General features: G+C 72.8%; 17 protein-coding genes, 1 other RNA gene and 1 pseudogene. 13 read left to right on the plus strand and 6 right to left on the minus strand.

Annotation, left to right across the window (positions count from 1 at the left end):
- From B9S58_RS04890 to B9S58_RS04915, 6 genes are all read left to right on the plus strand, one after another.
- The coding region (locus B9S58_RS04890) for an acyl-CoA dehydrogenase family protein (RefSeq protein WP_258044187.1) at positions 1-938 on the plus strand (938 nt) is incomplete at its 5' end.
- Positions 939-981: 43 nt separating this feature from the next.
- Positions 982-2175 (plus strand): lipid-transfer protein, encoded by a 1194-nt coding sequence (locus B9S58_RS04895; RefSeq protein WP_103530899.1) that lies wholly within the window; start codon positions 982-984, stop codon positions 2173-2175.
- Between the two features lie 129 nt (positions 2176-2304).
- On the plus strand, positions 2305-3762 hold the full coding sequence (locus tag B9S58_RS04900; protein ID WP_103530900.1) for a DHA2 family efflux MFS transporter permease subunit: 1458 nt from the start codon (positions 2305-2307) through the stop codon (positions 3760-3762).
- 212 nt (positions 3763-3974) lie between these two features.
- Positions 3975-4829: a MaoC/PaaZ C-terminal domain-containing protein gene (locus B9S58_RS04905; protein WP_103530901.1), complete on the plus strand. Its 855-nt coding sequence runs from the start codon at positions 3975-3977 to the stop codon at positions 4827-4829.
- A gap of 48 nt (positions 4830-4877) precedes the next feature.
- Positions 4878-5954, plus strand: coding sequence for a Zn-dependent alcohol dehydrogenase (locus B9S58_RS04910; RefSeq protein WP_103530902.1), 1077 nt, complete (start codon positions 4878-4880; stop codon positions 5952-5954).
- 83 nt (positions 5955-6037) lie between these two features.
- Positions 6038-6985 (plus strand): 3-oxoacyl-ACP reductase, encoded by a 948-nt coding sequence (locus B9S58_RS04915; protein WP_103530903.1) that lies wholly within the window; start codon positions 6038-6040, stop codon positions 6983-6985.
- Positions 6986-7415: 430 nt separating this feature from the next.
- On the opposite strand, the gene B9S58_RS04920 is transcribed toward B9S58_RS04915, so the two are convergent.
- Positions 7416-8759: a hypothetical protein gene (locus B9S58_RS04920; protein WP_103530904.1), complete on the minus strand. Its 1344-nt coding sequence runs from the start codon at positions 8757-8759 to the stop codon at positions 7416-7418.
- A 210-nt stretch (positions 8760-8969) separates the two neighbouring features.
- On the opposite strand from B9S58_RS04920, the gene B9S58_RS04925 reads away from it, so the two are divergent.
- From B9S58_RS04925 to B9S58_RS04940, 4 genes are all read left to right on the plus strand, one after another.
- On the plus strand, positions 8970-10004 hold the full coding sequence (locus tag B9S58_RS04925) for an ABC transporter substrate-binding protein (protein ID WP_103530905.1): 1035 nt from the start codon (positions 8970-8972) through the stop codon (positions 10002-10004).
- Positions 10005-10151: 147 nt separating this feature from the next.
- Complete coding sequence (locus B9S58_RS04930) at positions 10152-10988, plus strand: Nif3-like dinuclear metal center hexameric protein (protein ID WP_103530906.1); 837 nt, start codon at positions 10152-10154, stop codon at positions 10986-10988.
- On the plus strand, positions 10985-11728 hold the full coding sequence (locus B9S58_RS04935; RefSeq protein ID WP_181009190.1) for a zinc ribbon domain-containing protein: 744 nt from the start codon (positions 10985-10987) through the stop codon (positions 11726-11728). The genes B9S58_RS04930 and B9S58_RS04935 overlap by 4 nt, the downstream gene beginning before the upstream one ends.
- Positions 11728-13056, plus strand: a complete 1329-nt coding sequence (locus B9S58_RS04940) for a bifunctional RNase H/acid phosphatase (protein WP_103530908.1) — start codon at positions 11728-11730, stop codon at positions 13054-13056. The genes B9S58_RS04935 and B9S58_RS04940 overlap by 1 nt, the downstream gene beginning before the upstream one ends.
- Before the next feature lie 107 nt (positions 13057-13163).
- Here B9S58_RS04940 and eda read toward each other — a convergent pair whose 3' ends face one another.
- Complete coding sequence (gene eda, locus B9S58_RS04945; protein WP_103530909.1) at positions 13164-13814, minus strand: bifunctional 4-hydroxy-2-oxoglutarate aldolase/2-dehydro-3-deoxy-phosphogluconate aldolase; 651 nt, start codon at positions 13812-13814, stop codon at positions 13164-13166.
- Positions 13815-13906: 92 nt separating this feature from the next.
- Positions 13907-14707, minus strand: coding sequence for a peroxide stress protein YaaA (gene yaaA / locus B9S58_RS04950; protein WP_103530910.1), 801 nt, complete (start codon positions 14705-14707; stop codon positions 13907-13909).
- Positions 14708-14925: 218 nt separating this feature from the next.
- On the opposite strand from yaaA, the pseudogene B9S58_RS04955 reads away from it, so the two are divergent.
- Positions 14926-15684: pseudogene (locus B9S58_RS04955) on the plus strand (RNB domain-containing ribonuclease); the annotation flags it as partial.
- Here B9S58_RS04955 and B9S58_RS04960 read toward each other — a convergent pair.
- Positions 15594-16466 (minus strand): hypothetical protein, encoded by an 873-nt coding sequence (locus B9S58_RS04960; protein WP_258044188.1) that lies wholly within the window; start codon positions 16464-16466, stop codon positions 15594-15596. The pseudogene B9S58_RS04955 and the gene B9S58_RS04960 overlap by 91 nt on opposite strands.
- On the minus strand, positions 16463-17209 hold the full coding sequence (locus B9S58_RS04965; protein WP_103530911.1) for a MerR family transcriptional regulator: 747 nt from the start codon (positions 17207-17209) through the stop codon (positions 16463-16465). Before B9S58_RS04965 ends, B9S58_RS04960 begins: the two co-directional genes overlap by 4 nt.
- A 191-nt stretch (positions 17210-17400) precedes the next feature.
- Between B9S58_RS04965 and B9S58_RS04970 the strand changes: the two genes are divergently transcribed.
- A complete protein-coding gene (locus B9S58_RS04970) occupies positions 17401-17970 on the plus strand; it encodes a Uma2 family endonuclease (protein WP_103530940.1) in 570 nt (189 codons plus the stop codon).
- A gap of 57 nt (positions 17971-18027) precedes the next feature.
- Positions 18028-18436: RNase P RNA component class A (gene rnpB, locus B9S58_RS04975), an RNA gene on the plus strand.
- 35 nt (positions 18437-18471) lie between these two features.
- On the opposite strand, the gene B9S58_RS04980 is transcribed toward rnpB, so the two are convergent.
- Positions 18472-18876 (minus strand): hypothetical protein, encoded by a 405-nt coding sequence (locus B9S58_RS04980; RefSeq protein WP_103530912.1) that lies wholly within the window; start codon positions 18874-18876, stop codon positions 18472-18474.
- Positions 18877-18983 lie beyond the last annotated feature (107 nt).

The raw sequence follows: 18983 nt of genomic DNA on the forward strand, positions 1-18983 counted from the left end.
GCGCGGGTCCCGTACAACAGCTGGCGATCCAGCAGGAGTCGAGAGAGCAGGGCATCCGGCTCAGCGATCTCTCCATCGCCACCTGGGTGGTGCCGTCCCTCATCGCGTACGGCACCGAGGAGCAGCGCGAGCGCTATCTGCCCGCGACCCTGCGCGGCGACCTCCAGTGGTGCCAGCTCTTCTCCGAACCCGACGCCGGCTCCGACCTGGCCGCGCTGCGCACCCGCGCCGTACGGACCGACGAGGGGTGGCGGATCACCGGGCAGAAGGTCTGGACGAGCGCCGCCCGCACCGCCGACCACGGCATCCTGCTCGCCCGCACCGACCCGGACGTGCCCAAGCACCGCGGGCTCACCTACTTCCTGGTCGACATGAAGAGGGCCCGGGGCATCGACATCCGTCCGCTGAAGGAGATCACCGGCGAGGCCCTCTTCAACGAGGTCCGCTTCGACGACGTCCTGCTGCCCGCCGACGCCGTCGTCGGCGAGGTCGGCGGCGGCTGGCGGGTCGCCCGCAACACCCTCGGCAACGAACGCGTCCACATGGCCGACCAGATGACCTTCGACAGCGGACTCGAAGCCCTGATCGCCCGCTCGGCCGGGCTGGACGACACGACCCGCACCCGGATCGGCGCGCTCGCCGCCGAGGCCCACGCGCTCGCCTGCGTCGGCCTGCGCACCACCCTCCAGCAGGTCTCCGGCCGCGAACCCGGCGCCTGGGCCTCCGTACGCAAGCTCGTCCAGACCGTCCACCAGCAGAAGGTCGCCGAACTCACCCTCGAACTCCTCGGCCCGGACGGTGCGGTGGACGAACCGGAGGCGGGCGAACAGGCCCTGCACGGCTTCCTGATGTCCCGCTGCCTGACCATCGCCGGCGGCACCACCCAGATCCAGCTCAACGTCGTCGCCGAACGGATCCTCGGCCTCCCCCGGGACTGACCGCAGAAGAACAGAAGAACAGAAGAACAAGAGGAGTCGGAAGATGAAGGCCTACATCGTCGGCGTCGGCATGACGAAGTTCGAGAAGCCCGAGACCCGCGACTGGCAGTACTGGGACATGGTCCGTGAGGCGGGCGCCGCCGCACTGGAGGACGCCGGGATCCGCTACGACCACGTCGAGCAGGTCCCCGTCGGCTACTGCTTCCAGGCCTCCACCGCCGGACAACGGGCCGTCTACGAACTGGGGCTGACCGGGGTCCCCGTCTACAACGTCAACAACAACTGTGCCACCGGCTCCACCGCGCTGATGCTGGCCCGGCAGTTCGTCGAGGGCGGCGGCAGCGACTGCGTCCTCGCCGTCGGCTTCGAGAAGATGGCCCGCGGCCCGCTGGGCGGCGGCACGGACGGCGGTGGCGACTTCGCGACCTCGCCCGTCGCCCGGCACTACGGGATCATGGCCGCCGGCCACGGCTTCGAGATGTCCCCGCCCACCGCCCAGATCTTCGGCAACGCGGCCCGCGAGCACATGGACCGGTACGGCACGACGCCCGCGCAGCTCGCGGCGGTCGGGGCCAAGAACCACCGCCACTCCATGAACAACCCGTACGCCCAGTTCCGGGACCCGTACACGGTCGAGGAGATCCTCGCCGCCCGTACCGTCCACCGCCCCCTCACCAGACTCCAGTGCTCGCCCACCTCCGACGGGGCGGCCGCCGCCGTCGTCGTCTCCGAGCGGTTCGTCGAACGGCACGACCTGGGGGAGCGGGCCGTGGAGATCGCCGCCCAGGGCATGACGACCGACACCGAGGCATCCTTCGCCTCCGGCAGCTGTATCGACGCGGTCGGCGCCCCGATGTCCCGGGCCGCCGCCCAGCAGGTCTACACCGCCTCCGGCCTCGGCCCGGACGATCTCGACGTCATCGAGCTGCACGACTGCTTCTCCGTCAACGAGCTCCTCACCTACGAGGCGCTGGGCCTGTGCGGCGAGGGGGAGTCCGGCAGGCTCGTCGAGTCCGGGGCGACCACCTACGGCGGGCGGTGGGTCGTGAACCCGTCCGGCGGGCTGATCTCCAAGGGCCATCCCCTGGGCGCCACCGGCATCGCCCAGGCCGCCGAGCTGACCTGGCAACTCCGCGGCGAGGCCGGAGCCCGCCAGGTCCCCGGCGCACGGACCGCGCTCGCCCACAACATCGGCCTCGGCGGGGCGGCGGTGGTCACGCTGCTGCGGCGCGGCTGAGGCGCCCGGGGCGCGAGCCCGGCGTGGTCAATACACCTGGGACCTGGGACCTGGGACCTGCGACCGGCGACCCCCGGCCCCGGACCTGGATCCGATACCCGATGTACGGGTCGGTCGCCGCCTGGGACCATGACCTTCATGCCCGACGTCTCCGTGCCCGTCTCCGCCCCGCCCGCCGCCTCCCGAATACGGCCCAGTACCTGGGCCGTCGTGCTCGCCGCCTGCACCGGCCAGTTCCTCGTCGTCCTCGACGTCTCCGTCGTCAACGTGGCGCTGCCCTCCATGCGGGCCGACCTGGGGCTGAGCGCGGGGGGCCTCCAGTGGGTCGTCAACGCGTACTCGATCGCCTTCGCCGGGTTCATGCTCCTGGGCGGGCGGGCCGCCGACATCTACGGGCGCAAGCTGATGTTCCTCGTCGGGCTCGGTGTCTTCACCGCCGCCTCCCTCGCGGGCGGCCTCGCCCAGGAGGGCTGGCAGCTCCTCGCCGCCCGTGCCGTCCAGGGCCTCGGGGCCGCCGTCCTCGCTCCCGCCACCCTCACCATCCTCACCGCGGCCGTACCCGAGGGTCCGGCCCGGACGAAGGCGATCGGCACCTGGATGGCGGTCGGCGCGGGCGGCGGCGCGGCCGGCGGGCTCATCGGCGGGGCCCTCACCGATGCCCTCTCCTGGCGCTGGGTCCTCCTGATCAACGTGCCCATCGGTGCCCTCGTCCTGATCGCCGCCGCCCTGCGGATCACCGAGGGCCGCGCGGGCGACCGCCGCCGCATCGACCTGCTGGGCGCGGTCCTCGTCACCGCGGGCCTCGCAGCCGTCGCGTACGGCGTCGTCCAGACCGAGGCCGAGGGCTGGGCGGCCGCCGCCACCCTCGTGCCGCTGCTCTCCGGGGTCGCGCTGCTGGCCGCCTTCGTGCTGGTCGAGGCGCGGACCGCCGTACCGCTGATCCCGCTGCGCGTGTTCTCCGTACGGGCGGTGTCATCGGCCAACGTGTCGATGCTGCTCATGGGGTCGGCGACCTTCTCCATGTGGTACTTCATGACCGTGTACGCCCAGAACGTCCTGGGCTACACGCCGTTGGAGGCCGGTCTCGCGCTGCTGCCGACCTCGGTCGCCGTCATCCTCGGCTCCAAACTGGCCCCCCGCCTCATGGTGCGCACCGGGGCGAAGAGCCTCGCCGTCACCGGGGTCCTGATCACCGCCGCGGGCTTCGGCTGGCAGTCCACGATGGGCGTGGAGGGCTCCTACCTCACCGCGGTCATGCTCCCCGGCGTCCTGATGATGGCCGGGGCCGGGCTCGCCTCCACCCCGCTCGCCACCCTCGCCACCTCCGGCGCGGACCCGGGCGACGCCGGACTCGTCTCGGGCCTGGTCAACACCTCCCGCACCATGGGCGGTGCGCTGGGCCTCGCGGTGCTCTCCACGGTCGCCGCCGCGCGCACCGCGGGCTCCGGCGACGCGGCCGAGGTCACCGCCGGATACGCGCTGGCCTTCCGTACGGCGAGCGGGGTGCTGCTGGCCGGGGTGATCGTGATGCTGATCTGGCTGCCCAACCACCGTGGGCCGCGGAGCTCGCCCCGTCGCACGGTGTAGCCCGAGGACAGCATCGATCTGACGGAACGTCAGCAGTCTTCCCAACTTCCGTGGCCTGCGTTATACATGGGCCATCGGCTAGAACGCGTTCTAGAAGGGGCGTGCCCTGCCGGTCACCGCACGGCCTCGGTGCGGCCGACGGTGCGGACGGCCGTGCCGAGGTCTTCCCGCCATCAAGGACCAACGAAGGACCATCAAGGAGCTGCTCCGTCATGCCCATTGATGCCCGGGCGGCGCTCGCCGCCGAACCCCGCCGAGCCGAGATCGGCTGGAACCACAAGGACGTTCAGCTCTACCACCTGGGTCTCGGCGCGGGCAGCCCCGCCACCGACCCAGGCGAACTGCGCTACACCCTGGAGTCCCGGCTCCAGGTGCTGCCGAGCTTCGCCACCGTCGCGGGCGCGGGAACGGCCGCCCTCGGCGGTATGGGCGCGCAGGGGATCGACGTGGACCTCGCCGCCGTCCTGCACGGCGGGCAGTCTGTACGTGTCCACCGCCCGATCCCGGTGACCGGCCGCGCCGTGCAGACCTCGAAGGTCGCGGCGGTGTACGACAAGGGCAAGGCCGCCGTCATCGTGCTGCGTACCGAGGCGGGCGACGACGACGGGCCGCTGTGGACCAACGACGCCCAGATCTTCGTGCGCGGCGAGGGCGGCTTCGGCGGCGAACGCGGCCCCTCCGACCGGCTCGCCCCGCCGGAGCGGACCCCCGACCGCACGGTCGAGCGGACGGTCCGCGAGGACCAGGCGCTGCTCTACCGCCTCTCGGGCGACTGGAACCCGCTCCACGCCGACCCCGCCTTCGCCGAGCTGGCCGGCTTCGACCGGCCGATCCTGCACGGGCTGTGCACGTACGGCATGACCCTGAAGGCCGTCGCCGACACCCTGCTGGACGGCGACGTCTCCCGGATCACCGCCTACCGCACCCGTTTCGCCGGCGTGGTCTTCCCCGGCGAGACCCTCCGCATCCGGATGTGGACCGGGGGTGGCCGCGTCGGGGTGGCGGTCACCGCCGCCGAGCGGGACGACGCGCCGGTACTCGCCGACACGCTCGTCGAACACTCCTGAACACACCGACACCACCATGAAGATGGCGATTTGAGGGGAGCCGTACCCATGCGCGCAGCCGTACTGCACGAGATAGGCCAGGAGAAACTCGAAGTCCTCGACGACGTAGAGGCGGTGGGTTTCGGACCTGGGAAGGTCAGGCTCCGCATTCGCGCCACCGGCCTCTGTCACTCCGACGTCTCCGCGATGAGCGGCGTACTCCCACAGCCCGCCCCGTTCATCCCCGGCCACGAGGGTGCGGGAGAGGTCGTCGACATCGGCGACGGGGTGACCGGGCTGAGCGCCGGCGACCGGGTCCTCGTCTGCTGGCTGCCCGCCTGCGGCGCCTGTCCGTCCTGCAAACGCGGCCAGACCCAGCTGTGCCTCGCCGGCTTCATGAACGCGGGCACCCCGAACTTCAAGCGCCCCGGCGGCGACGTCTTCGGCTTCGCGGGCACCGGCACCTTCACCGAGGAGGTCGTCGTCGGCGCGGGCTGCGCGGTGCCGATCCCCGACGACGTACCGTTCGAGATCGCCGCCCTGATCGGCTGCGGGGTCACCACCGGCCTCGGCGCGGCCATCAACACGGCGAAGGTGGAGCCCGGTTCGTCGGTCGCCGTGATCGGATGCGGCGGCGTAGGCATCTCCACGATCCAGGGCGCCCGGGTCCAGGGCGCGGCCCAGATCATCGCCGTCGACCCGGTCGCCTCCCGCCGCGAGGCCGCCCTCCGCTTCGGCGCCACCGAGGCCGTCGCCCCCGACGGGCTGGCCGACGCAAAGCAGCGCGTCACCGGCGGCGAGGGCTTCGACTACGTCTTCGAGGTCGTCGGCAAGTCCGCCACCGCCCGCACCGCCTACGAGAACACCCGCCGCGGCGGCACCCTGTGCGTCGTCGGGGCCGGGGCCATGGACGACAACTTCCAGGTCAACATGTTCGAGCTGTTCTTCGACGAGAAGCGGATCCTGCCCTCCATGTACGGGGGAGGGGACGTCCTGCGCTCCTACGAGAGGGCCATCGCGCTCTGGCGGGCGGGCCGTATCGACCTGGAGTCGATGATCACCCACCGGGTCCGGTTGGACGGGGTCAACGACGCCCTGGACCAGATGCGCACGGGTGAGTCGCTGCGTACCTGCATCGAGCTCTGAACCCCGTACCCGAGCACTCCCGCCGAGCACTCCTACCGGAGCGGCCGTACCTGAGCACCTGACCACCGACGTTGAGGAACGCCATGTCACTTCCCCTCCCGCTGGACGGGCTGGCCGCCATCGTCACCGGCGCGGGCCGCGGCCTCGGCCGGGCCGAAGCACTCGAACTTGCCCGCCTGGGCGCGGCCGTCGTCGTCAACGACTACGGGCAGGCCGGCCGCGACGGCTCCGGCGAGGCGTCCGCCGCCCCCGCCGAGGAGGTCGCCGCCGAGATCCGGGCGGCCGGCGGCCGGGCCGTCGCCCACCTCGGTGACGTCTCCGATCACGAACAGGCGCGCGCCCTCGTCGAGTTGGCCGTCACCACCTACGGCCGGCTCGACATCCTGGTCAACAACGCGGGTATCCTGCGCGACCGGATGGTCTTCTCGATGACCGAGGAGGAATGGGACTCGGTCGTCCGCGTCCACCTCAAGGGCCACTTCAACACCACCCGCTTCGCCGCCGCCCACTGGCGCGCCCGCTCCAAGGAGAGCGGCGGCCCGGTCTACGGACGGATCGTCAACACCTCGTCCGAGGCGTTCCTCGCGGGCTCGGCGGGCCAGCCCAACTACGCGGCGGCCAAGGGCGGCATCGTCGGTCTCACCACCTCCACCGCGCTGGCCCTCGCCAAGTACGGCGTCACCGCCAACGCCATCTGCCCGCGCGCCCGGACCCGGATGACCGAGGACGTGTTCGCGGGCTTCCAGGAGCCGGCGGACGGAACCCTCGACCCGCTGGCGCCCGAGCACGTCTCCCCGCTCGTCGGCTATCTCGCCTCACCGGCGGCGGCCGGGGTCAACGGCCAGCTGCTCGTCGTCCACGGGGGCATGGTCGCCGTCGTCGAACGGCCCCGGGTGGCCGCCCGGTTCGACGCGGCGAAGGAGACGTTCACCTTCGCCGAGCTGGACGGGCTGCTCACCCCGTACTACGCGGGCCGGCCCGCGAACGAGACCTTCGCCGCCGCCGAAGTCCTCGGTCTGAAGCGGCAGTAGCGGTAGTAGCGGGCAGAAGCGGCAGAAGGGACAGAAGCGGGGGAGTGCCGCACGCCGGAGGGCCCGGACCGGCTGTCCGCCGCTTGGGTTCCAACGGTCCGGGCCCTCCCCTGTTCGCCTGCTGCGCGGCTCAGGCCGCCCTGGATCCCCCTTCGGCCGGCCGGCGGTGGCGGCCGTGCGGCTGCACCGACGTGTTCTCCGCCGACGCACCCCCTCGGTGCTTTCCGGAACCACCGGTTCCGGACTCCTCGTACGCCCCCGTCGGGCGCTGCTGGATCGTGTCGGTTCGGGCTTCGGACATGTGGGAAGTCACCCCGTTGTGATCGCTTACCTGTGTCGCACCTACGTGTGTCGCAAGCCCCGCCACCGCCATTCGACGCGGTTACCGTCGGTACCCGCGCGGTACGGTCGCGTAGCCCAGGGTTCAAGCTTAGACCGACCGGTCGGAGCGAGCGGCTCGGTGCAGAGGCGCCTGCCCCAACGGAACGGGCTTACACGCAGCAGGAGCGGCGACGGCTGCGCACGGTTCCCTTCCGCTCTCGCCGCCATGCGTGGGGCCGGTCGCGGAGCAGGGTTCCACGTCCTCCGGGGCGTCCAGCCGCGCCACGCCGCAGGGCGTCGTTCCGTTCGCGTACGGGAGGCGCAGCACCCCGTCCCGGCTCCAGTACCCGGCCCCCGGCGCCCAGCCCGGCGGGGCCGCGAACTGGTGCAGCCGCCGGCCCGCCGGACGCCAGACGCCCAGCCAGCTGCCCGCCGCCCCGTCGATCCGCAGCGCCACCGCACAACTCTCCGGCATCAGCATCTGGCCCGGCTGTACGGCGAACGGTGTCACCGCCACGTCCGCGAGGCGCAGGCACTCCGGGAATCTGACCGGCAGGCAGCTCCCCAGCACCCCCCAGCCGAGCCGGTCGTGGCCCGGCGCGTCGGAGCGGAGCAGCAGCAGCCCGCTGTCGGCGTCCGCGAGCAGCAGCCGGTCATTGCTTCCCGGCGCGATCTGGAGCAGCGGCGTCACCTCGGCCCCCCGCCCCAGGTCGACGGCGACCGCCTTGACCGGTCCGCCGCCCGGCGCCTGCCGGTCCAGCGCCAGTAGCCGGCCCGCCCGGTCCAGCCACACCCCGCCCGAGCAGCGCCCGGGGATCCGTGCGACCTCCTCGGGTCCGAACGCTCCGCCCGCCACCAGCCAGAGCGACGAGTCGTGCTCGCCCGCCGACAGGGCGTACACGCACCGGCCGTCCGGCGACGGAGGCAGCAGGGTCATCTCCGCGCACTCGACCGCGCCCAGGGGGAGCTCGCCGGTCCGGGGCCCGGTCGGGTAGAGCAGCGAGAACATCTGCCGGTCCGCCACCCGCCGCCGGATCAGTACCCGTCCGTCGGCCAGCGGCGCCACCTGGGCGTCCGGCTCCTCGGGCTGGTGGAGGGGGAGGGGCACCGCGTACGGCTCGGGCCCGTCCAGCGTCCACCGCTCCGGATACCAGGCGCGCTCGCCCGGCGGGCCGGGAGCCGCGGTGAGCCGGGCGGCGTACGCCCCGTCCGCGGTGAGCGTGAAGCCGCCGGGAAGCGGCGCGTCGTCGGCCGGCGCCGTGGCGCCGCTCGCGGCGGACGATGCTTCCGGTTCCTCGTCCGCGGTGGGTCCGGGCAGGGCGTAGCCGTCCGTCCCGGTGGGCTTTCCGGGCCCGCCGGACTCTTCCGGGTCGGGTTCTGCTCCGGGTTCCGCTTCGGGGTCCGCCGTCGTGGCGGCCCCGGCGGTTCCGTCCTCGATGGCACAGGCAGTCATGGACTCGTCACCTCCGGCTACGAAAGCTAGTTTTCGCACTTCCAGCCGAACAGCACGAGCCACCGCACTTCACACATAAGGGTGGCGATGCCCGGATTCTCCTGAGGTGGCAGGGGTGAGTGTGCTGTCGGGGGCGGCCGTGTTTATGGTGAGGCAGCCCTAACCGAGTACGCGTGCCCCTTGCACGTATGTGGACAACTGGAGCAAGCGATGTCCCTCCGACCCCGCGGTACCGCCGCAGTCGCCCTGGCCGTGGCGGCCGCCCTTTCTCTGTCGGCCTGCGGGGGCGGGGACGCGGACGCGGCGAAGTCCGACGCGGGCGGCGGCAAGAAGGCCGCCGTCGCCACGGGCGGAAAGGACTTCGCGGACGCGGCGAAGAAGACGGCGGCGTACGGCACCGACGCCGCAGTCGGCGAGTTCCCCCGTACGGTCACCCACGCCATGGGCAGGACCGAGATCAAGGCCGCGCCCGAGCGCGTGGTCGTGCTGGACGTCGGTGAGTTCGACAACGTCGTTTCGCTGGGCCTGAAGCCGGTCGGCTACGCCCCCAGCGAGGGCGACGCGGCCATCCCCTCGTACCTGAAGAAGGACGCGGGCGAGCCGAAGAGCGTCGGCACGATCAACAGCCTCAACCTCGAAGCCATCGCGGGCCTCCAGCCGGACCTGATCCTCGGCAGCCAGCTCCGCGCCGCGGACAAGTACGACGAGCTGTCCAAGATCGCCCCCACCGTGTTCTCCATCCGCCCGGGCTTCACCTGGAAGGAGAACTACCTCCTCAACGCCCAGGCGCTGGACCGCACGAAGCAGGCCGAGGCGAATCTCACCGCGTACGAGGCGAAGGCGGTCGCGCTCGGCGAGGACATCGGCCCCGACAAGCCGACCGTCTCGATGGTCCGCTACCTGCCCGACCGCCTCCGGCTCTACGCCAAGGCCTCGTTCATCGGCACGATCCTTGAGGACGTCGGCCTGCCGCGTCCCGAGAACCAGCAGATCAACGACCTCGCCGCCGAGATCAGCCCGGAGAGGATCGACGAGGCGGACGCCGACTGGATCTTCACCGGCGTCTACGGCGACGCGAAGGCCACCCAGCGCGACACCGCCCGGTCCAATCCGCTGTGGAAGAACCTGAAGGCCGTCAAGGAGGGCCGGGCGAAGGACGTCTCCGACGAGACCTGGTACCTGGGCCTCGGCGTCACCTCGGCCGGCCTGGTCCTCGACGACCTCCGGGCGGACCTGGTGAAGTAGCCGGAGTCGGCGGACCGGTGAGGCAGCCGGACTCCGCCGGCCCGGTGAAGCGGCCAGAAGTAACGATTCGTGCCTGGCCGCCGGTCCTGACGTACAGGTCCGGTGGCCAGGGGCGGCGGACACCGCCGGACAGGTAGCCTTTCCCCCGTGCCCCGTCTGTCTGAAGTCATCGCCGCCCTCGACGCCCTCTGGCCCCCCGAGCGGGCCGAGGGATGGGACGCGGTCGGGACGGTCTGCGGCGATCCGGACGCGGAGATCGACCGGGTGCTGTTCGCCGTCGACCCGGTCCGCGAGATCGCCGACGAGGCCCTGGAGCTCGGCGCCCAGCTGATCGTCACCCACCACCCGCTCTATCTGCGCGGGACGACGACGGTCGCCGCCGACACCTTCAAGGGCCGGGTCGTCCACACCCTCATCAAGCACGGCATCGCGCTCCACGTCGCGCACACCAACGCCGACACCGCCGACCCCGGCGTCTCCGACGCCCTGGCCGGCGCCCTCGACCTGCGGATCACCGGCCCCCTCGTGCCGGACCCCACCGACCCCGAGGGCCGGCGCGGGCTCGGCCGGATCTGCGAGCTCGACCACCCCGAGACCCTGGCCGACTTCGCCGCCCGGGCCGCGGCCCGGCTCCCCGCCACCGCGCAGGGCATCCGGACGGCCGGCGACCCGGAGGCGCTCGTGCGCACCGTCGCCGTCAGCGGCGGCTCCGGCGACAGCCTCTTCGAGGCCGTGCGCGCGGCGGGAGTCGACGCCTTCCTCACCGCCGACCTGCGCCACCACCCGGCGTCCGAGGCCGTGCAGCACTCGCCGCTCGGCCTCGTCGACGCCGCGCACTGGGCCACCGAATGGCCCTGGTGCGAGCAGGCGGCCGCCCAGCTCGACGCGCTTTCCGACCGCCACGGATGGGACCTGCGGGTCCATGTCTCGAAGCAGGTCACCGACCCCTGGACCACCCACCATTCCTCTGGAGCCCCCAACTGAACGCCGCGCCCGCCGACCAGATCCGACTTCTCGACGTCCAGGCCCTCGACCTCCGTCTCGCCCAGCTCTCCCACCGGCGCACCTCGCTGCCGGAGCACGCCGAGATCGAGCAGCTCAGCCGCGACCTCGCCCAGCTGCGTGACCTGCTGGTCGCCTCCACCACCGAGGAGAGCGACACCACCCGCGAGCAGACCAAGGCCGAGCAGGACGTCGACCAGGTGCGTCAGCGCGCCGTCCGCGACCAGCAGCGCCTGGACTCCGGCGCGGTCTCCTCGCCCAAGGACCTGGAGAGCCTCCAGCGCGAGATCGTCTCGCTCGCCAAGCGCCAGGGTGACCTGGAGGACGTCGTCCTGGAGATCATGGAGCGCCGCGAGGGTGCCCAGGAGCGGGTCGCCGAGCTGACCGAGCGGGTCGCCGCCGTCCAGGCCAAGGTCGACGACGCCACCGCCCGCCGCGACGCCGCGACCGCGGAGCTGGACGCCGAGGCCGCCACGGTGACCAAGGACCGCCAGGTCGTCGCCGAGGTCATCCCCGCCGACCTGCTGAAGCTGTACGACAAGCTCCGCGCCCAGCAGGGCGGGGTCGGCGCCGCCCGGCTCTACCAGCGCCGCTGCGAGGGCTGCCGGCTGGAGCTGAACATGGCCGAGGTGGGCGACGTGCGCGCCGCGTCCCCCGAGACGGTCCTGCGCTGCGAGAACTGCCACCGCATCCTGGTCCGCACCTCGGATTCGGGCCTGTAATGAGCGTTGCCCGCCAGGTGGTGGTCGAGGCCGACGGCGGCTCCCGGGGCAACCCGGGGCCCGCCGGTTACGGCGCGGTCGTCATCGACCCGGCCACCGGCGAGCCCCTCGCCGAGGCCGCCGAGTACATCGGCGTCGCGACGAACAACGTCGCCGAGTACCGGGGCCTGATCGCCGGTCTGACGGCCGCGAAGGCGCTGTTCCCGGACGCGGGGGACGCGTTGCGCGTCCACGTCCGGATGGACTCCAAGCTGGTCGTCGAGCAGATGTCGGGGCGCTGGAAGATCAAGCACCCCGACATGAAGCCGCTGGCGGCCCGTGCCGCCGCGGTCCTGCCGCCGTCCTCGGTGACGTACGAGTGGATCCCGCGTGCGCAGAACAAGCACGCGGACCGGCTCGCCAACGAGGCGATGGACGCGGGCCGCGACGGCAGGCAGTGGGAGGCGTCCGCCTCCACGGCCGCGCTCGACGCCCCGGCACGCACCGTGAGCACCCCGCCGCCGGTCCAGGGCACGCCCGGTGACCACGTCGCGGGTGCCGCCAAGGCCCGTGCGGCCCTCGCGGCCGCGCGCGGCGCGGCCGCCCCGGCGGCCGACACGCTCTTCCCCGTGCCCGAGACGGCTGGATCCGTGCCGGAGTCGGCCGGGGTCCGTCCCGATGCCGCCGGAGCCCCGCAGGTCGGCTGGGGTCCGGCCCCCGACCTCGGTGCGCCCGCCACGTTCATCCTGCTCCGGCACGGCGAGACCGCCCTCACCCCCGAGAAGCGGTTCTCCGGCAGCGGCGGTACCGACCCCGAGCTCTCCGCCACCGGCCGTGACCAGGCCGCCCGGGCCGCCGAGCACTTCGCCGCCCCGGGTACCGTCCAGGAGATCGTCAGCTCCCCGCTGCGCCGCTGCCGCGAGACCGCCGCGGCCGTGGCCGGCCGCCTCGGCCTCGACGTCCGGATCGACGAGGGCCTCCGCGAGACGGACTTCGGCGCGTGGGAGGGCCTGACCTTCGGGGAGGTGCGGGAGCGGTACGGGGACGACCTCACCTCCTGGCTGGCCTCCCCCGACACCGCCCCGACCGGCGGCGGCGAGAGCTTCGCGGAGGTCGCCGAGCGGGTCGCGGCCGCCCGGGACCGGATCGTCGCCCGGTACGCGGGCCGCACGGTCCTGCTCGTCACCCATGTGACCCCGATCAAGACGCTCGTCCGGCTCGCCCTGGGGGCCCCGCCGGAGGCGCTGTTCAGGATGGAGCTGTCGGCGGCCTCGATCTCCACGGTCGCCTATTACGGGGACGGCAACGCCTCCGTACGCCTGCTCAACGACACCTCGCACCTGCGTTAGCGGCAGGGGGCGGCAGGAGGGGGCGGCAGGAGGAATCCCTGCCGCTCGGATGGTGCGCCAGAGTGTCTGCGCCGAAAGCGTCCCCGCGCTTCGGCGTCCCCGCGGGACTACGGGGCGAGCGTCGCGGCCTCGGCCGCCAGACGGGCCACCCGGTCCCAGTCCTTCGCCGCCACCGCGTCGCCCGGGACCATCCAGCTGCCGCCCACGCAGCCCACGTTGGGCAGCGCGAGGTACGACGGCGCGGAGGCGAGCGAGATGCCGCCGGTCGGGCAGAACCGGGCCTGGGGGAGCGGTGCGGACAGGGCTTTGAGGTAGGCCGTGCCGCCCGCCGCCTCGGCCGGGAAGAACTTCATCTCCCGCACCCCGCGTTCCAGCAGGGCCACCACCTCGGAGGTGGTCGAGACACCGGGCAGGAACGGCACCCCGGACGCCTTCATCGCCTCCAGCAGCGCGTCCGTCCACCCCGGGCTGACCAGGAACCGTGCCCCGGCGTCGACGGTGTCGCGAACGTGCTGCGGCGAGATCACCGTGCCCGCGCCGACCACCGCGCCCGGGACCTCGGCGGCCATGGCCCGGATCGACTCCAGCGCGGCGGGCGTCCGCAGCGTCACCTCGATCGCCGGGAGCCCGCCCGCCACCAGGGCCCGCGCCAGCGGCACCGCGTCGGCGGCGTCGTGCAGGACGACGACGGGGACGACGGGTGCGAGATCCAGCACGGAGGCGTGGGACGGGGCGGAGGGAGTGGCAGAGGAGGTCATGGGGCCATCCTGCCGCGAGCAAGGCAGTGTCTGCAACGAGCGTTGCGCAGTATGCAACGCACTTGTTGCTGTCCCGGCCCGGCCCGGCACGGTCAGTGGATCTCGGTCACCACCACGTCCAGCGACCACGGCCGCCCGGCCCGCGCGGGGGCCCCGGCCTCGACCACGTACCCGAGGTCCCGCAACACTTCCACCAACTCCGCCGGGCCCTTCGGCCGCGCACCCGCCAGCAGCAGATCGCGCACAAGACGGCCCTTGGTCGCCTTGTTGAAGTGGCTCACCACGGACCGCTTCTCCACCCCGCCCACCAGCTGGGAGTGCAGCACCCGCACACTCGCCGTACGTGAGGCCACCTCGCCCGTCGGCTTCCACGCCGCCGCGTACGCGGAGGACCGCAGGTCCAGGACGAGCCCGTTCCCGGCGGCCTCGGGCAGCACGGTCTCCATCGGGGTACGCCAGTACGCGCCGAGCGCGCCGAGACCGGGCAGCTTCACCCCCATCGAGCAGCGGTACGGCGGAATCCGGTCGCCGATCCGGACCGCGCCCCACAGCCCCGAGAAGACCAGCAGCGACTTCGCCGCCCGCCGCCGCGCCGCCGCCTCCAGCGAGGCCAGGTCGAGGGCGTCGTACAGCACGCCGGTGTACAGCTCCCCGGCCGGCCGGGTCCCGACGGTGCGCAGCCCGGTGTTCTTGCCGACCTCGCCCCGCAGCCCCACGCTCAGCCCCAGCACCTCACTGGCCTTCTCCTCGTCCGCCCGGCACAGCTCGACCAGCTCGTCCAGCACCGCCGCACGGGCCGGGGCGAGCCCCGGCAGTGACAGCGACTCCGGCTTCAGCGAAGCCCCGCGCCCCGAGGCGGCCTTTCCTTCGGAGGGCGGCAACAGCACGAGCACGGCGGTTCTCCTTCGTACGTACGGCGCAAGCGCGGACCCGGTCGGCGTGCGGGCTCTCCGGGTCCTCGGCAAGGGTACGGGGACGGGGCGGCGGTCCCCGTACGGCGTTGGCCACGCCCCCTGCGCACGCCCCCTGCGCGCGCGGGACCGTGAGCGCCCCGGATGCCGCCCGCCCCCTCCCGGCCTACGCTCGGTCCATGCCCCGCCGCCACCTGCGTATGACCGGTGCAGCCGACTGCTCGCTCGGGGCCGCCCTGCGGGCGCTGCGCACCGAGCCCGACCTGCCCGGAGCCTTCCCTCCCGGGGTGCTCGCGGAGGCGGCGGAGGCGGCGCGCGCCCCGGACCTGTCGGCCCACGAGGACGCCACGGACCTGCCGTTCCTCACCATCGATCCGCCCGCCTCCACGGACCTCGACCAGGCGATGTACCTGGAGCGCCGCCGCCGTGGCTTCCGGGTGCACTACGCCGTCGCGGACGTCGCCGCGTTCGTCCGGCCGGGCGGCGCGCTCGACGCGGAGGCCCACCGCCGCGTCACCACCCTCTACTTCCCCGACGACCGGATCCCCCTCCACCCCACCGTCCTGTCCGAAGGCGCCGCCAGCCTCCTCCCCGGCGAGACCCGCCCGGCCGCGCTGTGGCGGATCGACCTGGACGGAGACGGGCGGGCCGTCGCCGCCGACGTACGCCGGGCCCTGGTCCGCAGCCGTGCGAAACTCGACTACGCGGGCGTCCAGCGGCAGATCGACGCGGGCACCGCCGAAGGGCCCCTCGCCCTGCTCCGGGACATCGGACGGCTGCGCGAGGAACAGGAGCTGGCCCGCGGCGGCATCTCGCTCGACGTCCCCGAGCAGGAGATCGTCCAGCGGGACGGCTCCTACGGCCTCGCCTACCGCGCCCCGCTCCCCGCCGAGGGCTGGAACGCCCAGGTCTCCCTGCTCACCGGGATGGCCGCCGCGCGGCTCATGGCCGACACGGGCACCGGCATCCTGCGCACCCTGCCGATCGCCCCGGACGGAGCCGTCGCCCGGCTGCGGCGCTCCGCCCAGGCCCTGCGCATCGACTGGCCGCACCACACCGCCAGATCGAGCGTCCCGCCCTCGTCCACCCGGACCGGCCCCCCGCCCGGGAAGCGCCGGTCCACCCGGGCGGAGGCGATGACGGATGCGGGCACCCGGAGGTCGAACAGGGCACCGTAGCGCAGCCGCAGCGAACCGTCCGCCCCCACCAGGTGCGGCCGGGTCACGCAGGACGCGTGGATCGCGAAGACCACGACCACGCCGTACACGTCCACCACGAGCAGGATCGCGTGGACCAGCGGCCAGGGGATCACCAGGGCCAGCACCACCGTCTCCAGAACGGACACGAAGGCGAAGGTGTACATCACCCCGGTCTGGGGCTCGGTGTACGGGACGGGCAGCGCGCCCTCCGGAACCCGGTGGCGGCGGCGCACGACCCACAGCCCGAGGCTGTGCAGAGCCCGGAACTCGTGCACCACGAGCCGCCGCAACGCCACCGGCACCAGAGCGCCCACCGCGGACCGCAGGGCCTCCCGCCGCACGGTCCCGTCCCGCCGGCGGGACGCGTACATCCGCCACAGAACCCGGGCGTCCAGGACGAGCACGGCCAGCACCAGGGCCTCGGCCCCCAGCACGACCGCGGCGGGAATCCGCACCCCGGCCACCACGCAGACGACCAGTACCAGCTCGGCGGGCAGCACCGACCACGCCACGGCCCTCGCCACCCGCAGCCCCGCCGTCACCGCCTGCTCCCCTGCACCCGTACGGCCAGTGTCTCCATCACCCGGCGCACCACCTCGCGCTGCGCGGGCGGGTAGTCGTCGAGCAGCACCCGCCCGAGCCCCGTCCCCGACGGCTCGCCCTCGGGGATCACCGCCAGCACCTCGTCCGGTACGGCGGCCGCCACCGCGGCCGCCAGCGGCGCGATACGCGGATCGTCCGTCCCGGCCCCGGCCAGCTCGTCGAGCCGGTCGTACAGTGCGAGTGCGCCCGGGTCCTCGGCCAGCGGCCGCAGCGCGGCGAACACCTCGCTCCCGTCCCCGCCGCCCGCCGCGTCCAGCAACCCCAGATGCTCGCGGTCCTTCGCGGCGGCCGGGGACGTGGTGGCGGGCGCGTGCTCCAGGAGCGCGGCGAGGGCGGGGGAGAGCGGCCCGTCCGAGGTGAGCGGTGCCGCCAGCAGCGCGGCCAGAAGCTGCCGCCGCTCGCCGATCTCCCGCTGCTGCCGCGCCAGATCGGCGTCCAGCTCCCCGAGCACCTCGGCCAGCTCCCGCCCAGCATCGTCGGCGAGCACGTCCCGCACCTCGTCCAGGGAGAGCCCGATCTCCGTCAGCCGCCGGATGCGGGCCAGCAGCACGGCATCACGGACGGTGTACGCGCGATAGCCGTTGGCCTGCCGGGCGGGCTCGGGCAGGAGGCCGATGTGGTGGTAGTGCCGGACGGCCCGGGACGTGACTCCCACGAGCGCGGCGATCTCTCCGATACGCATGCGGCCAGTAGAAACGCTGACGCTGCGGCAAGGTCAAGCGAAAGCCTCGCCGGTACCGCCACCGCTGTTCTTCCGCCCCCTCCCCGCAGTCCTGTGCCACGATCGGGGGAAGAACTCCCCTCTCACGGACGGCTGGTCTTCCGATGCCCCAGTCTGGCGAGCGACCGAGGAAGGAGCGTGACATGACCGCCATGGCGCACGAGCCGCTCACGCAGGCAGAAGTCCTTCTGGAGGGCTTCCTGGCCCTGGACACGCCGGAAGGCTTCCGGGCGGAACTGATCGAGGGGGAGATCGTTGTGGCGCCGCCGCCGGACGGGGATCATGAGGACTACATCAACGTGGTCCTGAAGCAGGTGCTGAGGAAGTCCCGCACCGACATGGACTACTCCGGGAACAAGGGCCTGAAGCTGAGAAGCGGGGGTGCCTGCCCGAAGAACCACGCGATTCCCGACGGTACGTTCGCCCCCGCGGGACTCCGCCTCTTCCGCGGCGCCGAATCCTGGATGGCCCCTGAGGGCATCGCCCTGGTGGTGGAGGTGACCTCCACCAAGCCGCAGGCCGACCGCGAGGCCAAGCGCCGCTGCTATGCCCGAGGCGGCATCCCGCTCTACCTGCTCGTCGACCGGGACGAGAGCTCGGTGACGTTGTTCAGCGAACCGGAGAACGACGACTACCGTCAGCTCCTCACGATTCCGTACGGCAAGCCGCTCCCCCTCCCCGAGCCCTTCGCCTTCGATCTGGAGACCGGGGACTTCGGCTGAGGGACACCGGCAGGGCTTTCTGTCTGTACAGCCCGGTAGGATGGCGATCACGGCAGACGAGTCGTGCGGACGGCCGCGTGAGGATCCTCGGATCCTCCCGAGGAACGTCCGGGCTCCACAGGGCAGGGTGGTGGCTAACGGCCACCCGGGGTGACCCGCGGGACAGTGCCACAGAAAACAGACCGCCCGGGACTTCGGTCGCGGGTAAGGGTGAAACGGTGGTGTAAGAGACCACCAGCGCCTGAGGTGACTCAGGCGGCTAGGTAAACCCCACCCGGAGCAAGGTCAAGATGGGGTCGTGCCGGAAACGGGACGGCCCTGCGTGAACGTCCGAGGGCTGCTCGCCCGAGTTCACGGGTAGACCGCACGAGGCCGGCAGCAATGCCGGCCCTAGATGGATGGCCGTCTCCCCGGCCGCCGCGAGGCGACCGGGAGACAGAACCCGGCGTACAGCACGACTCGTCTGCCGGCGCGCTGACAAGAGGGCTTCGGCCGGGTGTCTCACCCGGCCGGAGGCTCTTTCGCCGTCGGGGGATCGATCGGCCAGCGGTCCGTCAGCTCTTCCGCGTACACCTGCGAGAGCGGCTGCGGGCCCACGTACTGCTGGCAGGTGCACTGCCCGGCCTCGTAACGCAGCGGCTTCTTGTTCTCGTCCCAGGCCGTCGGCACCTCGACATGCTCATGGCACCGGCCCTGCCTGTCGTGCTTGGCGAGATGGTGGGTGCAGCCGCACACGGGCTCCGGCGGCTTGTTCGCGGTCTCGATCGCGAGCTGCCCCCGCGTCTTCGCCTTCAGCAGTTCCAGCTTCCGCTTGTGCCGCTTGCGCAGGGCCTTGGAGACGGTGTCCTGGGTCCAGACGAAGCCCCCGACCCAGAAGAAGATGAGTATCCACCAGAACCAGCTCATCGCGACTTTCCTCCCCCTGTGTTCCCCAGCATGTTCCCCGGGCGTGTTCCCCGGCCGTCTCGCCGCACCGGTAGTTCGGCTGCGCGCCGACGCCTTCGTGTGGTCCG

This window comes from Streptomyces sp. SM11 (assembly GCF_002910905.1).
Classification (GTDB): Bacteria; Actinomycetota; Actinomycetes; order Streptomycetales; family Streptomycetaceae; genus Streptomyces.

Bases quoted from the DNA above. Each gene is read 5' to 3' on its own strand.
- B9S58_RS04940 (WP_103530908.1), top strand. From the start codon at position 11,728: ATGAGCGTTGCCCGCCAGGTGGTGGTCGAGGCCGACGGCGGCTCCCGG.
- B9S58_RS04910 (WP_103530902.1), top strand. From the start codon at position 4,878: ATGCGCGCAGCCGTACTGCACGAGATAGGCCAGGAGAAACTCGAAGTC.
- B9S58_RS04925 (WP_103530905.1), top strand. From the start codon at position 8,970: ATGTCCCTCCGACCCCGCGGTACCGCCGCAGTCGCCCTGGCCGTGGCG.
- eda (WP_103530909.1), bottom strand. From the start codon at position 13,814: ATGACCTCCTCTGCCACTCCCTCCGCCCCGTCCCACGCCTCCGTGCTG.
- B9S58_RS04895 (WP_103530899.1), top strand. From the start codon at position 982: ATGAAGGCCTACATCGTCGGCGTCGGCATGACGAAGTTCGAGAAGCCC.
- B9S58_RS04900 (WP_103530900.1), top strand. From the start codon at position 2,305: ATGACCTTCATGCCCGACGTCTCCGTGCCCGTCTCCGCCCCGCCCGCC.
- B9S58_RS04980 (WP_103530912.1), bottom strand. From the start codon at position 18,876: ATGAGCTGGTTCTGGTGGATACTCATCTTCTTCTGGGTCGGGGGCTTC.
- B9S58_RS04965 (WP_103530911.1), bottom strand. From the start codon at position 17,209: ATGCGTATCGGAGAGATCGCCGCGCTCGTGGGAGTCACGTCCCGGGCC.
- B9S58_RS04905 (WP_103530901.1), top strand. From the start codon at position 3,975: ATGCCCATTGATGCCCGGGCGGCGCTCGCCGCCGAACCCCGCCGAGCC.
- B9S58_RS04915 (WP_103530903.1), top strand. From the start codon at position 6,038: ATGTCACTTCCCCTCCCGCTGGACGGGCTGGCCGCCATCGTCACCGGC.
- B9S58_RS04920 (WP_103530904.1), bottom strand. From the start codon at position 8,759: ATGACTGCCTGTGCCATCGAGGACGGAACCGCCGGGGCCGCCACGACG.
- B9S58_RS04970 (WP_103530940.1), top strand. From the start codon at position 17,401: ATGGCGCACGAGCCGCTCACGCAGGCAGAAGTCCTTCTGGAGGGCTTC.